A 15,446-nucleotide genomic window follows, 5' to 3' on the forward strand; every position below is an offset into this window, starting at 1 on the left:
CAATGGATAATCTCAATCTTAATAAACACATTTCCGGCCAGTTCAACGCAGAGCTGGAAAGCATCCGCACCCAGGTGATGACCATGGGCGGAATGGTCGAGCAGCAGCTTTCTGACGCGATCACCGCAATGCATAACCAGGACAGCGAGCTGGCGAAGCGCGTGGTGGAAGGCGACAAACATGTCAACATGATGGAAGTGGCGATCGACGAGGCCTGCGTGCGCATTATCGCCAAGCGTCAGCCGACAGCGAGCGACCTGCGCCTGGTGATGGCGATCATCAAAACCATCGCCGAGCTGGAACGTATTGGCGACGTGGCGGACAAAATCTGCCGCACCGCGCTGGAGAAATTCTCCCAGCAACACCAGCCGCTGCTGGTGAGCCTGGAGTCGCTGGGGCGTCACACCGTGCAGATGCTGCATGATGTGCTGGATGCCTTTGCGCGTATGGATCTGGATGAAGCGGTACGTATTTATCGGGAAGACAAGAAAGTCGACCAGGAGTACGAAGGCATCGTGCGCCAGCTGATGACCTACATGATGGAAGATACGCGAACCATTCCAAGCGTTCTGACCGCACTGTTCTGCGCTCGTTCTATCGAGCGTATCGGTGACCGTTGCCAGAACATTTGCGAATACATCTTCTACTTCGTGAAGGGCCAGGATTTCCGCCATGTGGGTGGCGACGAGCTGGACAAGATGCTGGCGGGTAAAGATCCGAAAGAGTAATATCACCCTCTCATCACGCCAGTACTTACTGGCGTGATTATTTCTGGTGCAATCACATTATTTACCTTCATCCGTTGCCTGACGACCGAAACGCGCTAACGTGGGACGAAAAACAGCAAAGGATGGAACATGAAAAAATCATTAGCATGCCTGGCTATGGCAATCAGTATTGGAATAAGTACTGGAATGCCGGTTAACGCCGCCCCCTTTCCTGCCACACCCGATCCGGCGATGCCGGTTAGCCACTATGTCACGCAGGTTAATACGGATAAAAGTATTACCTTTCGCCTGTTTGCACCTGCTGCGAAGCGGGTCTCCGTGGTGACGGGATCGATGCCGGAAACCTGGGTTTCCCATGATATGACGAAAGATAAAAACGGCGTCTGGTCATGGAAAAGCGAGCCTATGGCTCCGAACCTGTATGAATATTTCTACGATATTGACGGTTTTCGCTCCAGCGACACGGGCAGCCGCTATCCAAAACCCCAGCGCCAGGTCAATACCAGCCTGATTCTGGTCCCCGGCAGCATTCTGGACGATCGTCCGGTTCCCCATGGCGATCTGACCACCCTGACCTGGCATTCGCAGGCGCTCAATGCTGAACGCCGCGTCTATGTCTGGACCCCGCCGGGTTATAACGGTAAAGGCGAACCGTTACCGGTTCTCTATTTCTATCATGGTTTTGGGGATACCGGCCTTTCGGCTATCGATCAGGGCCGCCTGCCGCAAATCATGGATAACCTGATGGCCGAGGGTAAAATCAAACCTATGCTGGTGGTCGTGCCCGATACGGAGACCGACATTCCGGAGGCGATTCCTGAGAACTTCCCGCCTGCCGAAAGACGCAAAACCTTTTATCACATCAATGCTAAAGCGGCAGATCGAGAGCTGATGAGCGAGATCGTTCCGCTAATTGATACCCGCTTCAACGTGCGTAAAGAAGCGGAGGGCCGCGCGCTGGCGGGTCTGTCGCAGGGGGGATATCAGGCGCTGGTTTCCGGAATGAATCACCTGGACAGCTTTGGCTGGCTGGGAACCTTCAGCGGCGTTACCACAACTACCGTACCGGACGAGGGCGTAGCCGCAAGATTTAAGCAGCCCGATGTTATCAACGGACAGCTGCATAATTTTACGGTAGTGGTAGGGGAGCATGATTCGGTAACCGGAAAAGATATCGCCGGGCTGAAAGCGGAGCTGGAAAAGCAGGGCATTAAATTTGACTACAAGCTGTATCCCGGACTGAATCACGAAATGGACGTCTGGCGTCCGGCCTATGCGGAATTTGTACAAAAACTCTTTAAGTAAAAATATCAGCCCTCCCCATAGGGGGAGGGCATTTGCTTAGCGGGTAATATTCCAGCCGCGCGCTTTCCACAATGCCGGCAGCTGCGCCAGATCGGTAAAGGTTGTCACCTTCGGATGGTCGAGCGGCGGGTTGTGCGGATCGGCGCAGAAGTAGAACACCTCCATGCCCGCGGCGATCCCCGCCTGCGCGCCTGCGCTGGAATCATCCACCAGGATGCAGTTCTCGACGTTGACGTTCATCGCTTTCGCCGCATGGAACATCATGGCCGGATCGGGCTTCCAGCGCTGAATATCGTAGCCGCTGAACAGTTTTTCCGGGAAATGGTGCAGCATCTGTAACTTGCCAAGGGAGTGCTGCATTTTGCTCACCGGGCCGTTAGAGACCACGCACATCGGCACCGCCATGGCATCCAGCAGGGCGCTGGCCCCGGCGATCGCTTCCAGTTCCGAGTCGAAAAGGCGTGCGACCTCGGCGCGGTAAACAGGCTCCAGATCCGCTTTCGCGAGGCTGACGCCGTGTTCGGCATTAATGATGTCGATGATCTCGTAGAGCTTCACGCCCTTAAAGCGTTTGAAGGTCTCTTCGAGATCGAGCGTGATACCAAATTCCTGGAACATGGTGACATACGCCCGGGAACAGATGACCTCACTGTCGACCAGCGTACCGTCGCAGTCGAAAAATACCGCATCAATCTGAGACATGCCTTTCCCTTTCTTAACAAGTTTAACGTTTACGTTATGCATAACGGTGTGACGCAATCGTTGCCGTATAAGCAGATGCAATGAAAAAAAGTACCTCACAACCGCCCTTATTGTCGCATTTTGGTATAGGATAGCGACGGATTTTCCCTCCCTGTTCGGAAATAGATAATGAGTCAACAACACACTACCCAGTCTTCTGGCGCGGGTTTGCTTGAGCGCGTGTTTAAACTGCGCGAGCACGGCACGACGGCACGCACCGAAGTGATCGCCGGTTTCACCACCTTCCTGACGATGGTCTATATCGTTTTCGTGAACCCACAAATTCTGGGCGTTGCTGGCATGGACACCAGCGCCGTCTTCGTTACGACCTGTCTGATCGCCGCCTTCGGCAGCATCCTGATGGGGCTATTCGCTAATCTGCCGGTTGCCCTGGCACCGGCGATGGGCCTCAACGCCTTCTTCGCCTTCGTCGTGGTTCAGGCGATGGGCCTGCCGTGGCAGGTGGGGATGGGCGCTATCTTCTGGGGCGCGGTCGGTCTGCTGCTGCTGACCATTTTCCGCGTGCGTTACTGGATGATTGCTAATATCCCGGTCAGCCTGCGCGTAGGTATCACCAGCGGTATCGGTCTGTTCATCGGTATGATGGGGCTGAAAAACGCCGGTGTGATCGTGGCGAACCCGGAAACGCTGGTCAGCATCGGTAAACTGACCTCCCACAGCGTGCTGCTGGGTGTGCTGGGCTTCTTCATCATCGCAATTCTGGCCTCACGCAATATCCACGCGGCGGTGCTGGTGTCGATTATTGTCACCACCCTGCTGGGCTGGATGATGGGCGATGTGCACTACAACGGCATCGTCTCCGCGCCGCCAAGCGTCTCCACGGTGATTGGCCATGTCGATCTGGCGGGCTCGCTGAACCTGGGCCTGGCCGGGGTGATCTTCTCCTTCATGCTGGTGAACCTGTTTGACTCCTCCGGGACGCTGATTGGCGTGACCGACAAGGCCGGTCTGGCGGATGAGAAGGGCAAATTCCCGCGCATGAAGCAGGCGCTGTTTGTGGACAGCATCTCCTCCGTAACCGGCTCCTTTATCGGTACCTCCTCCGTGACCGCCTACATCGAATCCTCTTCCGGGGTCTCCGTGGGTGGCCGTACCGGCCTGACCGCTGTCGTCGTCGGCCTGCTGTTCCTGCTGGTGATCTTCCTCTCTCCGCTGGCCGGTATGGTGCCGCCCTACGCTGCCGCAGGCGCGCTGATCTACGTGGGCGTGCTGATGACCTCCAGCCTGGCGCGCGTGAAGTGGGATGATCTGACCGAAGCGGTGCCAGCGTTTATCACTGCGGTGATGATGCCGTTCAGTTTCTCCATCACCGAAGGCATTGCGCTGGGCTTTATCTCTTACTGTGTCATGAAGGCGGGGACCGGGCGCTGGCGTGAAATCAGCCCGTGCGTGATGGTCGTTGCGCTGCTGTTCATTCTGAAGATTGCGTTTATCGACGCGTAATAAAAAAAGCCCTTTTCTGAGAAAAGGGCTTTAATTTTTGTTTCTTCTTTTACGCTTTAACCCGCTGAATATACTTCCCGAACGCGCTCAGCTGTCCGCTCAGGTGATCCAGCGTGCTCTGGTCAATCACTTCACCCGTCTGCGGGTCGACCTTGTTCTGAATCACGCCACCCATAAATTCCGGCTTGTTCATTACCATCGCGTCGAGGAAGACCAGGATCTGGCGCAGATGATACTGGCAGCGCGCACCGCCAATCGCCCCCATTGAGCTGGTCTGGATCAGCACCGGCTTACCTGCCAGCGGCTGCTCCGGCAGACGAGAAAGCCAGTCGATAGCATTCTTTAAGCCACCCGGCACGGAGTAGTTATATTCCGGAGTCACAATCACCACGCCGTCAGCCTGGCGGATCTGTTCTGCCAGCGCTTCTACGGCAGCAGGGAATCCCTCTTCCTGTTGCACATCTGCGTCGTACAGTGGGATATCGCCGATCGACGGCAGGGCGGTAATTACCATCCCTTCAGGCGCCAGCTTCGGCAGAGTGCGGGCAACCATGCCGTTAAATGAACCTTTGCGCAGGCTTCCCAGTAACGTAACAACATTCAACGTATCAGACATCACTACTCCTTCTTCATCATGATGGCCCTGCTGAAGGGTCAGGTAAGGGTAATCGCTTTCTCCGCCGGTAAACTGGTGAGCCGCATCAGGCGGGCTGCCGGTTCGTTGGCGCGGGCAGGAACATCCGGCAGACCGTTCCATCCGAGACGGCTGTCGAATGACCAGATTTTTAGCCGTTCAATAACCGGGGTGACGGCAATCGACCAGATCAGCACATCTTCGGCATCGCTTAAGGCTTCCACCTGCGCGGCTCTGGACGCCCGCAGACGACCGGAACCCGGTAACAGTTGCAGCAGGCTGGCGCAGTCATTGGCGTCGCCTGACAGTTTACGAATGCTCTGGCGCAGGGTAATGAGCTGTGCTCTGGCTTCGTTGGGGTCGTGCTGATTACGCACCCATAAGTTCTCGTTGCTGGATAACGGGTAGGTGTCATGAGCGTGGGTACCATCCATGCTGCGAATGGTCCGCTGCAGCTCCATATCCAGACCGCAGTCGCCTTCCGTGGTCAGCGCCAGACCCACAATATTGCCGGCGTAGGCAATGGAAAAACGGGGGAGTTCAGGATCGGCAAAAACCGGGCGACCCTCAGGTTCGGTAATTACGTCCGGCAGCTCGCTGGTGCCGTAAAGCATAAACATCAGTTCAGCGAGCAGCGATCGGGAAGCCAAAAATCGCGCCCGACGATGTTCCGGAAGCTTCCGCGCTTCGATATGACAGGATGGAGAGAGTCTGGTCGAAACCAGCCGCCCCTCGGTCAGCGTCCCTCTTGCAAAATGCGTTGCCATTTTTCGCTCCATGATAATGGTCAGTAGACGGGTTAAACGTTTACATCATTATCGCTTAACTTATCTACTGTTTTAATGGCTAAATGGGGGTAAGGGAAGGTTTGCAGCGGAACTTTACATTTGCTTAGCCAAAAACCGGGCAATTAACGTAATGGCGAACCATACAGCGCTTTAATGGTTTCTCTCAGCCAGAGGATTTTGGGGTTGTGGCTGTTACGCTTATGCCAGATCAGGGTGAAGGGGACAGTGAGCTTTTGCGCCTGCGCTTCATCGATGGGGATCGGCAGGGCAACCAGCTTCCGCTGGTGGAGCTGATTATAGTGATGGCAATAGTGCGGCGCGGTAGCAATGTAGTTATGGCCCGGCTGCGCCGCCATAAACATCGACTGCTCGAATCCGGGCAGGCTCATGGCGATATTACGTGTACGCCCCATCTCTCTCAGCACTTCATCCAGCGCCCAGGTGTCGCTCCGCTCCCAGAAGATGCTGATATGCGGATAGCGCAGGAAGGTCTCCAGATCCCACGCCTCCTGAAGGGCAGGATGGTCCTCACGCAGATAGACGCACGGCCGGTCGCTGAAGAGAATTTCGTAGTCGATAAACCACGGCATCAGCTTCAGTAACTCCCGGGAGCGCGGGTGCGTTTCACGCCCGGTAAAACCGAGATCGACCTCCCCGCGGGTAATGGCGTCCAGCGAATCGTAATCCCAGTGGCGCATCTTCACGGTCGCCTGTGGGTAACGCTGATTCACCTGTTCCAGCAGAGCGTTAAAGCGGATCAGCATCAGCGGCGTTTCCGCCGCCAGCTCAAAGGTCAGGCCGCCGGGAGAGTCATGGTGGAATTTATCGAGGATCTGGTTGCCAATCTGCATCCAGTCGGCCAGATCCTGTTCCAGACTCACCGTCAGCGGGGTGGGCAGCAGCCCCAGAGGGGTCTTCACAAACAGGGGATCGTCAAACCAGTCGCGCAACTTCGCCAGCGATTTACTCACCGCGGACGGGGTAACGTTCATCCGTTTCGCGGCTTTGGTGACGCTGCGTTCTTGCAGCAAAAGCTGCAGGCACAACAACAGGTTAAGATCGAGACTGCTGAGGGGCTTCTTCATGATGTGCTGCGGGCCGGATGACCATAAGTAGGGTGATGCCGAGCATGCTACAGCCAATCAGAACCCCGATCAGCATATTCAGTGCATTCAGCCCGATTATCGCCGCCAGCCAAATCCACAGCGACGAGCCGCAGACCTGAGTAATACCCAGCACCGAGCTTGCCACTCCCGCTCGCAGCGCAAACGGGCCTAATGCCTGACTCATCGCCACACCAAACCCCATAGAGAACCCGGCACAAACCAGAGTGATACCCGCCAGCATCAAGGTTGGGGAACTGGCTGTCGCCAGCACCACGCCCGCCGCCAGGAACAGCACCTGGGAGGACAGCATCAGCGTGCGCTGACTGAAAATATTCAGCGCAAACGGCGCCGAGAAGGAGACGGCCATGCTGACCAGCGCGGTTAACGCCATTACCGTGGAATACTCGCCGCGATCAAAACCCATGATTTCCATTAATAATACCGGGGAAGCGTTTACATAGGTCAGGATCACCGCCACGCTCAGGGTGGTGATCAGCAGCCGGCTGATGAAGAAGCGGTTAAGCAGCGTCTCCTCCGGCGGAACCGACGCGGTATGAGTGTGGTTTTGCGCCCCTGGATGGGTCTCTTTCAGCACCGTAATAGAGAGGATAAAAACCAGCATTCCCATCGCCGCCATGGCCCAGAAGAGGCTCTGCCATGGAAATTGCAGCATGATCAGGTAGCCCACCACCGGCGCCAGCACCGGAATAATGCAGGTGATACCGTTTATCATGGAGAGTACTTTGGCGCGTCGCTGGGTGCTTAAGGTGTCGCGCAAAATCGCAAACGCCACCACGTAGCAGCCGCCCGCGCCGATGCCCTGGATAAAGCGCCCGGCCAGAAACAGCGTGCTCTCCTGCGCCACAGAACAGAGCACCGATGCCAGGGCAAATATCACAGCCCCGGTAATGGCGACGGGCTGACGCCCGGCTTTATCGGCAATCTTCCCGGCAAACACCATCGATGACGCCATCCCCGCGAGGTAGGCTGAAAACGCGATATGCAGCTGCGCTTCGCTGGCGCCCAGATCGCGGGCAATATGCGGCAGCCCCACCAGATACATATCAATGCCCGATGGATAAAGCAGCACCAGCGCAAAACTACAAAACAGAAAACGAGCCATAAACCCCCCATAAATGCAGGCATGAAGCATAGGGGGAGAAGAGAGGTTTAGCGAGTTGCCATTTGGACAAAGGTGATTTCCTGGCAGGAAAGCCACCTCAGCGAGAGGTGGCTTACGGGAACGCAGGCAGGATCAACCGAAGCGCGGCAGGAAATTAAAGGTATTACCGAACCAGCAAAAAATGACCACGACACCGAAGAGGATCACCAGAGAAGGGATCGCCATCCCTCCCCAGACGGTGAAGATCTTATCCGGGAATTTCTGTCTCGCTTTCAACGCGAGCAGGGCCGGGACAATGACCGCCCATAGGGTTGCACACAACCCGGCACCGCCAATTCCGTAGATAAAGCCGTTCGGGAAGATAAGGTAGAGCAAAGTGGGCGGCAGGAAGGTCAGCATGATCGTCTTCAGACGACCGGAGGGGGAATTATCCAGTTTAAAGAGGTCGGCAAGATAATCGAACAAGCCTAGCGTGACGCCAAAGAAGGAGCTGGCGACGGCTAAATTGGAGAAAACCAGTAAACAAAATTCGATGACCCCATGCTGCCGGGTGCCAAGGAAAGACTTCACCAGCGAATCGACGTTGCCCCCTGATGAGATGATCTCATTGAAGCTGTCGCGGGTGATATTCCCCATCGTGCAATACAACCAGAACAGATAGATAAAAAGTGCCAGCAGCGAGCCAAACACAAGGCTTTTGATCAGCTTATCTTTCCGCTTCCCATAGCAGATGATCAGGCTGGGAATGTTGCCATGAAAACCAAACGACGCCAGGCAGACGGGCAGGGCCATAAAGATATAGGGGAAGTAGGTGGTATTACTGGCCGAGGTAACGTTGCTGTCTCTTAATATCGAGTAATCAACCTGAAAGAAAAATGACCCAAAAACAACGATAAAGGCGATGATCTTAATGCCTAAAAACAGCGAGGTAATCCTGCTGGCGGCTAATGAGCTGAACCACAATACCGCCGCGACAAAGAGCGCCGTACTGACACCCACAATGCGCGGGTTCACATGCGTGCCCTGATTCATGGCGATGGTTTCACTTATGATTGCGCCGTTGGCCGAGATATAGGCATAGGTCAGAATATAAAGCACAAAGGCGACCGTGAAACCACTTACGATATTCCATTTATTGCCAAGCAGATCTTTGGTGACCGTATTAAAACTTGAACCGACAGGATAGTTTAAATTTGCTTCCAGCAATAACAACCCGGAGTGAAGCATTGAAAACCAGGCGATAATTAAAATAAACGCACCCCAAAAAAACCATGCCCCTGCCAGATCCACGGGTAAAGCAAACATCCCCCCGCCAATAACGGTACCTGCTATAACCATGACACCCCAAACCGAAGAGTGTTTAGTCTCTAATTCTAAAGCATTATCCATGGTGCCCCCATCAATTATGGTAAGCCTGATGTTATTGATATATTTACTTTGCGGGTGGCTAACATTATTTAGCCACCCGGGGACAGAAGGTTAAACTTCTTTGAGTTTTGCAGTGAAGTGGCGTAATACTTTAGGTTCGTAGGTGAAGGTTAATCCCTTTATATTCTTCGCATTTTCTTTAACGTGTTTAAAGGCTTCGACGATGAAATCCATGTGCGATTGCGTATACGTGGCCCGCGGAATGGTTAAACGCAACAGTTCTGCCGGGCAAGGTAATTGTTTACCGGTTTTCGGATCGCGGCCTAATAAGAACGAACCGATTTCCACTGCACGAATACCCGCTACTTTATAGAGCTCACAGGCCAGCGCCTGCGCCGGGAACTGTTCTGCTGGAATGTGCGGCAATAACTTACCCGCATCCACAAAGGCAGCATGGCCCCCCGCCTGCTGGCAAACCACCCCGATGGCTTCCAGGCCGTCAACCAGGTACTGCACCTGATTAATCCGGTACGCCAGCCAGTCCTGGCCCATGCCATCATGCAGGCCGACAGCCAGACGCTCCATCGCGCCACCTTCAAGGCCACCGTAAGTCGGGAACCCTTCCTGGACGACGCACAACGTTCTGCACTCGGTGTAGACGTCGAAGTAGTCATCGTTTTTGATGCACAGCAACCCGCCCATTGGCACCATGGCATCTTTCTTAGCGGACATCGCCAGCATATCCGCATACTTGTACGTTTCACGGGTTATTTCCGCGATAGTCCAGTCTTTATATTCCGCTTCGCGTTTTTGAATAAACCAGGCGTTTTCTGCGAAGCGCGCGGAATCCATGACGACCGGGATCTCGTATTTTCTGGCGATCGCGTACATCGCTTTCAGATTCGCCAGCGACACTGGTTGCCCACCGGCGGAGTTGCTGGTGATGGTTGCGACAATATAAGGCACGTTACTCGGCCCCACTTCTTCGATGCCGTTTTCCAGGCCCTGCAGGTCAAAGTTGCCTTTAAAATCGTAACGGACGCCGGTATCGAATGCTTCCTTAATATAGACGTTGCGCACGGTGCAGCCATTTATCTGGCTATGACCCTGTGTGGTATCAAAAAAGTAGTTAGAGAAGGCGACCATTTTTGTGCGGTCTAATCCCTTCTCCTGCTCGCGTTTTTTGATTAACACAGGAATATAGATCTGCTCCGCGCCGCGCCCCTGATGGGTCGGGATAGTATATTGATAGCCGAAAATCTCCTTCACCGCGTCAGACAGCGCGTAGTAACTCCGGCTTCCACTGTAGGCTTCGTCACCGCGCAACATGGCGGCCTGCATATTTTGTGTGACCGCGCCGGTGCCGCTGTCGGTCAGTAAATCAATAAATACGTCTTCGCTATCCAGCAGGAAAGGGTTCATCCCCGATTTAATAATAGCGTTTTCGCGATGCTCCCTTGTGGTGCGTTTAACCGGCTCAATAACTCTGATGCGAAATGGTTCTGGTAAATGTTTGAAGTTTTCCATTATATAATTCCTGTTTTTATCGCAGCGGTGCTGGTGGCTATTTCAATAACCATTAATTCAGGCATGCCCGGGCCTGCCATACTGCTACGCAACCGGGAGAATATATTCCACCGACAGAGACGTGCAGAGGCACAATTGCAGCCTTACGGGCGCAATGATTTCAGGCATACCGGATAAATAGAGTGTTAATCTATTCAGGTTGCATAGAGAATGAGAAGCGAAGGGAGATTAAGGATGGTGATTGACAATTTTATTGTCAATATTGAACCACTTAGAGGTGATATATGTATTTAAGATAATCATCATTGATTTATCCTCATTAGACACGCTACTACACTATTCGAATGAGAATATTTGTCTATGCGCGATGATATTAATTGTGATTGTAATCACAGAGAATATAACAGGCGTATTTGGTATTTATTCAGGTAATATGGGAAAAGAAAAGCCGCAATAACAGCGATGCTATTGCGGCTTTTTTGCAGTTAACTGCAACGGGTTTATTTCCCGATGCAGAAGCTGGAGAAGATGCGACCCAGCAGATCGTCCGAGGTAAACTCCCCGGTGATCTCGCTTAACGCCTGCTGCGCCAGACGCAGCTCTTCCGCCAGTAACTCTCCGGCCCAGGCGCCGAGCAGCTGGGCTTTACCCTGATCCAGATGCTGTGCCGCCTCTTCCAGCGCCTGCAGATGGCGACGACGGGCGAGGAAGCCGCCCTCCATGCTGGTATCAAAGCCCATGCTCTGCTTCAGATGGTTGCGCAGCTCATCCACACCCTCGCCGGTTCGTGCCGACAGACGGATAAGTGAGTGACCATTCACATCGCTGATACCCAGCGTTTCGCCGGTAACGTCCGCTTTGTTGCGCACCACGGTGATCGGCAGTTTTGCCGGCAGGCGGGCGATAAAGTCCGGCCAGATTTCGGCCGGGTCAACGGCGGCGGTGGTAGTCCCGTCTACCATAAACAGCACCCGGTCGGCCTGCTCGATCTCCTGCCAGGCGCGCTCGATACCGATACGCTCCACTTCGTCGCTGGCATCGCGTAAGCCCGCGGTGTCGATGATATGCAGCGGCATACCGTCGATATGAATATGCTCCCGCAGTACGTCGCGGGTGGTACCGGCTATGTCGGTGACAATCGCCGCTTCACGCCCCGCCAGGGCATTCAGCAGGCTCGATTTCCCGGCGTTCGGGCGACCGGCAATGACCACCTTCATCCCTTCGCGCAGCAGGCTGCCCTGACGCGCCTCGGCACGTACCGCGTCGAGATCGTTCATCACCTCGTTAAGCTGGGCTTCGATTTTGCCATCGGAGAGGAAGTCGATCTCCTCATCCGGGAAATCAATGGCTGCTTCCACGTAGATGCGCAGGTGAGTAAGTGCTTCCACCAGATGGTTAACGCGCGCGGAAAAGGCGCCCTGCAGCGAGTTCAGCGCCGAGCGCGCGGCCTGCTCGGAGCTGGCGTCGATCAGGTCGGCAATCGCTTCTGCCTGGGCCAGATCCAGCTTGTCGTTCAGAAACGCCCGCTCGGAGAACTCGCCCGGTTTGGCGATGCGTACGCCCGGCAGGGTCAGAATGCGTTTCAGCAGCAAGTCGAGGATCACCGGCCCGCCGTGGCCCTGCAGTTCGAGCACGTCTTCGCCGGTAAAGGAGTTCGGGCCCGGGAACCAGAGTGCGATGCCCTGATCCAGCGCCGTTCCGTCGCTATCTTTAAAGGGCAGATAATCGGCATAGCGTGGCTTTGGCAGTTTACCCAGCACCGCTTCTGCCACCTCGCGCGCCTTCAGGCCGGAGATACGCAGAATGCCCACACCACCGCGTCCCGGTGGGGTTGCCTGGGCGACGATAGTGTCGTTATGGCTCATGGTTTGTCTCTTCTTAACGCAATAAAAAAGGCGGTCTGATGACCGCCTTTATTTTAGCTACAGCCTACTTGGGATCAGGAGCTTTTCTTTTCGCGGCTATGCAGGCCACGTTTTTCCAGACCACGGTAGATCAGCTGTTGCTGAAGGATGGTTACCAGGTTGCTGACGATATAGTACAGCACCAGACCTGACGGGAACCACAGGAAGAACACGGTGAAGATGACCGGCATAAAGGTCATGATCTTCTGCTGCATCGGGTCGGTCACGGTGGTCGGCGACATCTTCTGGATGAAGAACATCGTCACGCCCATCAGGATCGGCAGGATGTAGTACGGGTCCTGTGCTGAGAGGTCATGGATCCACAGCGCGAACGGCGCGTGGCGCAGCTCAACGGAGCCCATCAGCATGTAGTAGAGCGCAAGGAAGATAGGCATCTGGATCAGCAGCGGGAAGCAGCCACCCAGCGGGTTCACTTTCTCGGCTTTGTACAGGGCCATCATCTCCTGGCTCTGACGCTGTTTGTCATCGCCCAGACGCTCACGCATCGCCTGAATCTTCGGCTGCAGCATACGCATCTTCGCCATGGAGGTGTACTGCGCTTTGGTCAGCGGGTACATGATGCCACGAACGATAAAGGTGATAACGATGATGGAGAAGCCCCAGTTACCCAGGAAGCTGTGGATCCACTTCAGCAGCTTGAACAGCGGCTGAGAGATGAACCACAACCAACCGTAGTCTACGGTCAGGTCCAGGTGCGGCGCCACGGCAGCCATTTTGTCCTGGATTTCCGGGCCGACCCACAGGGTGCTGGCCAGCGTACCGGTTTGACCCGGCTGAACCAGAACCGGCTGAGACTTATAGCCGATAGCGGCAACACCGTTACCCAGGTTCGCGGTATAGAAGTTGTTGGTACCGTCGTTATTCGGGATCCACGCGGTAGCGAAATACTGCTGCAGCATCGCAACCCAGCCGCCTTTGGAGCTGACGTTCAGGTTTTCGTTATCGGCGATGGTGTCGAACTTGTATTTCTCATATTTCGCGTCTGGCGTAGAGTACGCTGCGCCGCGGAAGGTGTGCAGCGCGAAGTTGCTGCTTCCGGTGTCGCGGTGCGACGGCAGATTGATGGACTGCTTCAGCTGACCAAAGGTCGACACTTCCAGCGGCTTCGCACCGGCGTTCTGTACGTTATAGCCCACGTTTACCGCAAACTCACCGCGTTTCAGGGTGAAGGTTTTGGTGAAGGTGTTACCCGCGGCGTCGGTGTAGGTCAGCGGAATGGTGATTTCGTTCTGACCATCGGCCAGCACGAAGGTATCGCTGTCTACGTTATAGAGCGGACGCGCACCGTTAGCCGGGTTATCCGGGCCATCACGACCGGTCAGGCCGCTCTGTGCCTGATAGATAAACTCAGGCGTGGTTTCCAGCAGCTGGAAAGGTTCGGAAGACTTCAGCTCTTTCGGGTAGGTCAACAGCAGCGCTTGCTCAATATCACCACCACGGGTGTTGATAGTCAGCTCAAGCACATCGGTCTTAACCGTAATCTGTTTCCCCTGGCCACTGGCCGGTACGCCCTGGTCGGCGGCGCTACCCGCTGCGGTGGTCGTTGTCTGCGTGACCTGCTGCTGAGGTTGAGGATTTTTGTCCTGCTCCCAAGCCTGGAAGATCATGAAAGACACGAACAACAAAGCGATGATAAGAAGATTGCGTTGCGAATCCATCGTTAGTGTTCTCTGGTATCAAAAGGTCCTGGAGGGACGGGGTCGTCTCCACCTGGGTGTAAAGGGTGGCATTTTAATACGCGTTTCACCGTCAACCAACTGCCTTTTATCACTCCAAACCTGCGCAATGCCTCAATTCCGTATTGCGAACAGGTCGGTCTGAAACGACAGTGTGGCCCGAGTAGCGGACTAATCAGGCGTTGATAGACCCGGATAAGGCCGATCAGGACCCGTGAGCCAGGCGACAGTGGCGGCGCCATAATTTTTCCAACGCTTCCGAGAGAGCACGGTTATCGAGGTCGGCAACCCCTTTTTTAGCCACCACCACGAAATCCATAGAAGGCAGTTCATGTTGACGTAAACGGAAGCTTTCACGCGTCAGACGTTTAATCCGATTGCGTTCATGCGCACGCTTAACGTTTTTCTTGGCGACAGTGAGACCGATACGGGGATGCCCCAGCGAATTTTGGCGGCCGAGAATGGTGATTTGCGGCGTGCCAGCCCGTTGTGGCTGCTGGAAGACGAAAGTGAAATGAGTGGGAGTTAACAAACGTAACTCCCTGGGAAATGCTAGCTTAACCACTCAGGGGTTAGCTTAATTACTTGGAAACGGTCAGACGTGAACGGCCTTTAGCACGACGACGTGCCAGAACCTGACGACCATTTTTAGTAGCCATACGAGCACGGAAGCCGTGAGAACGGTTGCGCTTCAGTACAGACGGTTGAAAAGTGCGTTTCATGGCGATTTCTACCTAAACTTGAATAAATTCAATGACTTTTTGTGGAGTCCGAACGAATAACGAACGATGGACGCCGAAGCCATGGGTGATTAAAGAGGCCGGATTGTAATAATTGTACACTCCGGAGTCAATTCTCTTTCCTTATTTCCCGCGTCTTTCCGCACGTTTTTAGCGTGCAAATTGAGCAGCGTCAGACGCAGGAAATCGAGTCCCACGCGCCGGGTGGGGAATTATACGGGCTCCAGGGCAAATCGCAAGGATCGTCCAGGATCTTCGTTAGATCATTTAAGCAAAAAATTGTCGCTACTCATTAATTTTTCCAATATGCGGCCTAAATCG

16 protein-coding genes are annotated in these 15,446 nt (G+C 54.6%); 3 read left to right on the forward strand and 13 right to left on the reverse strand.

Annotated features, from left to right (window positions below; all coding sequences use genetic code 11):
• Nucleotides 1-2 precede the first annotated feature (2 nt).
• On the forward strand, nucleotides 3-728 hold the full coding sequence (phoU, locus tag GNG26_RS22390) for a phosphate signaling complex protein PhoU (RefSeq protein ID WP_103177617.1): 726 nt from the start codon (nucleotides 3-5) through the stop codon (nucleotides 726-728).
• Between the two features lie 156 nt (nucleotides 729-884).
• Nucleotides 885-2,033, forward strand: coding sequence for an esterase (locus tag GNG26_RS22395; RefSeq protein WP_370463903.1), 1,149 nt, complete (start codon nucleotides 885-887; stop codon nucleotides 2,031-2,033).
• 36 nt (nucleotides 2,034-2,069) lie between these two features.
• On the opposite strand, the gene yieH is transcribed toward GNG26_RS22395, so the two are convergent.
• Nucleotides 2,070-2,735 (reverse strand): 6-phosphogluconate phosphatase, encoded by a 666-nt coding sequence (yieH, locus tag GNG26_RS22400; protein ID WP_103177619.1) that lies wholly within the window; start codon nucleotides 2,733-2,735, stop codon nucleotides 2,070-2,072.
• Nucleotides 2,736-2,903: 168 nt separating this feature from the next.
• Here yieH and adeP point away from each other — a divergent pair, with 168 nt between their 5' ends.
• Nucleotides 2,904-4,238, forward strand: coding sequence for an adenine permease AdeP (adeP, locus tag GNG26_RS22405; protein ID WP_156240113.1), 1,335 nt, complete (start codon nucleotides 2,904-2,906; stop codon nucleotides 4,236-4,238).
• A 49-nt stretch (nucleotides 4,239-4,287) separates the two neighbouring features.
• Here adeP and GNG26_RS22410 read toward each other — a convergent pair whose 3' ends face one another.
• The 12 genes from GNG26_RS22410 to rpmH all read right to left on the reverse strand — a co-directional run bounded on the left by GNG26_RS22410 (nucleotide 4,288) and on the right by rpmH (nucleotide 15,107).
• A complete protein-coding gene (locus GNG26_RS22410; protein ID WP_156240114.1) occupies nucleotides 4,288-4,854 on the reverse strand; it encodes an NADPH-dependent FMN reductase in 567 nt (188 codons plus the stop codon).
• A gap of 38 nt (nucleotides 4,855-4,892) precedes the next feature.
• On the reverse strand, nucleotides 4,893-5,639 hold the full coding sequence (locus GNG26_RS22415) for a 4'-phosphopantetheinyl transferase superfamily protein (protein WP_156240115.1): 747 nt from the start codon (nucleotides 5,637-5,639) through the stop codon (nucleotides 4,893-4,895).
• Nucleotides 5,640-5,782: 143 nt separating this feature from the next.
• On the reverse strand, nucleotides 5,783-6,745 hold the full coding sequence (gene yidZ / locus GNG26_RS22420; protein ID WP_156240116.1) for an HTH-type transcriptional regulator YidZ: 963 nt from the start codon (nucleotides 6,743-6,745) through the stop codon (nucleotides 5,783-5,785).
• Complete coding sequence (locus tag GNG26_RS22425) at nucleotides 6,714-7,889, reverse strand: MFS transporter (protein WP_156240117.1); 1,176 nt, start codon at nucleotides 7,887-7,889, stop codon at nucleotides 6,714-6,716. The genes yidZ and GNG26_RS22425 overlap by 32 nt, the downstream gene beginning before the upstream one ends.
• 132 nt (nucleotides 7,890-8,021) lie before the next feature.
• Nucleotides 8,022-9,278, reverse strand: a complete 1,257-nt coding sequence (tnaB, locus tag GNG26_RS22430) for a low affinity tryptophan permease TnaB (protein WP_156240118.1) — start codon at nucleotides 9,276-9,278, stop codon at nucleotides 8,022-8,024.
• 90 nt (nucleotides 9,279-9,368) lie between these two features.
• Nucleotides 9,369-10,784 carry a tryptophanase gene (gene tnaA / locus GNG26_RS22435; protein WP_156240119.1) on the reverse strand — a complete coding sequence of 472 codons (1,416 nt, stop codon included), beginning with the start codon at nucleotides 10,782-10,784 and terminating at the stop codon, nucleotides 9,369-9,371.
• Nucleotides 10,785-11,012: 228 nt separating this feature from the next.
• The gene (tnaC, locus tag GNG26_RS22860) at nucleotides 11,013-11,090 is read right to left on the reverse strand and encodes a tryptophanase leader peptide (protein WP_350028380.1); all 78 of its coding nucleotides are present in this window, start codon (nucleotides 11,088-11,090) and stop codon (nucleotides 11,013-11,015) included.
• Between the two features lie 194 nt (nucleotides 11,091-11,284).
• On the reverse strand, nucleotides 11,285-12,649 hold the full coding sequence (mnmE, locus tag GNG26_RS22445; protein ID WP_114316319.1) for a tRNA uridine-5-carboxymethylaminomethyl(34) synthesis GTPase MnmE: 1,365 nt from the start codon (nucleotides 12,647-12,649) through the stop codon (nucleotides 11,285-11,287).
• A gap of 74 nt (nucleotides 12,650-12,723) precedes the next feature.
• A complete protein-coding gene (gene yidC, locus GNG26_RS22450) occupies nucleotides 12,724-14,367 on the reverse strand; it encodes a membrane protein insertase YidC (protein WP_103177628.1) in 1,644 nt (547 codons plus the stop codon).
• 2 nt (nucleotides 14,368-14,369) lie between these two features.
• Nucleotides 14,370-14,627, reverse strand: a complete 258-nt coding sequence (gene yidD / locus GNG26_RS22455) for a membrane protein insertion efficiency factor YidD (RefSeq protein ID WP_072036746.1) — start codon at nucleotides 14,625-14,627, stop codon at nucleotides 14,370-14,372.
• On the reverse strand, nucleotides 14,591-14,950 hold the full coding sequence (gene rnpA, locus GNG26_RS22460; RefSeq protein WP_014072458.1) for a ribonuclease P protein component: 360 nt from the start codon (nucleotides 14,948-14,950) through the stop codon (nucleotides 14,591-14,593). Before rnpA ends, yidD begins: the two co-directional genes overlap by 37 nt.
• 16 nt (nucleotides 14,951-14,966) lie before the next feature.
• Entirely contained in the window at nucleotides 14,967-15,107 is a 141-nt protein-coding gene (rpmH, locus tag GNG26_RS22465) for a 50S ribosomal protein L34 (RefSeq protein WP_003849659.1), read from the reverse strand.
• Nucleotides 15,108-15,446 lie beyond the last annotated feature (339 nt).

This window comes from Leclercia sp. J807, from assembly GCF_009734465.1.
Taxonomy (GTDB): Bacteria; Pseudomonadota; Gammaproteobacteria; order Enterobacterales; family Enterobacteriaceae; genus Enterobacter.

Bases quoted from the DNA above. Each gene is read 5' to 3' on its own strand.
- tnaC (WP_350028380.1), bottom strand. From the start codon at position 11,090: ATGATGATTATCTTAAATACATATATCACCTCTAAGTGGTTCAATATT.
- rpmH (WP_003849659.1), bottom strand. From the start codon at position 15,107: ATGAAACGCACTTTTCAACCGTCTGTACTGAAGCGCAACCGTTCTCAC.
- GNG26_RS22395 (WP_370463903.1), top strand. From the start codon at position 885: ATGGCAATCAGTATTGGAATAAGTACTGGAATGCCGGTTAACGCCGCC.
- yidC (WP_103177628.1), bottom strand. From the start codon at position 14,367: ATGGATTCGCAACGCAATCTTCTTATCATCGCTTTGTTGTTCGTGTCT.
- tnaA (WP_156240119.1), bottom strand. From the start codon at position 10,784: ATGGAAAACTTCAAACATTTACCAGAACCATTTCGCATCAGAGTTATT.
- adeP (WP_156240113.1), top strand. From the start codon at position 2,904: ATGAGTCAACAACACACTACCCAGTCTTCTGGCGCGGGTTTGCTTGAG.
- tnaB (WP_156240118.1), bottom strand. From the start codon at position 9,278: ATGGATAATGCTTTAGAATTAGAGACTAAACACTCTTCGGTTTGGGGT.
- phoU (WP_103177617.1), top strand. From the start codon at position 3: ATGGATAATCTCAATCTTAATAAACACATTTCCGGCCAGTTCAACGCA.
- yieH (WP_103177619.1), bottom strand. From the start codon at position 2,735: ATGTCTCAGATTGATGCGGTATTTTTCGACTGCGACGGTACGCTGGTC.
- mnmE (WP_114316319.1), bottom strand. From the start codon at position 12,649: ATGAGCCATAACGACACTATCGTCGCCCAGGCAACCCCACCGGGACGC.
- GNG26_RS22410 (WP_156240114.1), bottom strand. From the start codon at position 4,854: ATGTCTGATACGTTGAATGTTGTTACGTTACTGGGAAGCCTGCGCAAA.
- GNG26_RS22425 (WP_156240117.1), bottom strand. From the start codon at position 7,889: ATGGCTCGTTTTCTGTTTTGTAGTTTTGCGCTGGTGCTGCTTTATCCA.
- yidD (WP_072036746.1), bottom strand. From the start codon at position 14,627: ATGGCGCCGCCACTGTCGCCTGGCTCACGGGTCCTGATCGGCCTTATC.
- GNG26_RS22415 (WP_156240115.1), bottom strand. From the start codon at position 5,639: ATGGCAACGCATTTTGCAAGAGGGACGCTGACCGAGGGGCGGCTGGTT.
- yidZ (WP_156240116.1), bottom strand. From the start codon at position 6,745: ATGAAGAAGCCCCTCAGCAGTCTCGATCTTAACCTGTTGTTGTGCCTG.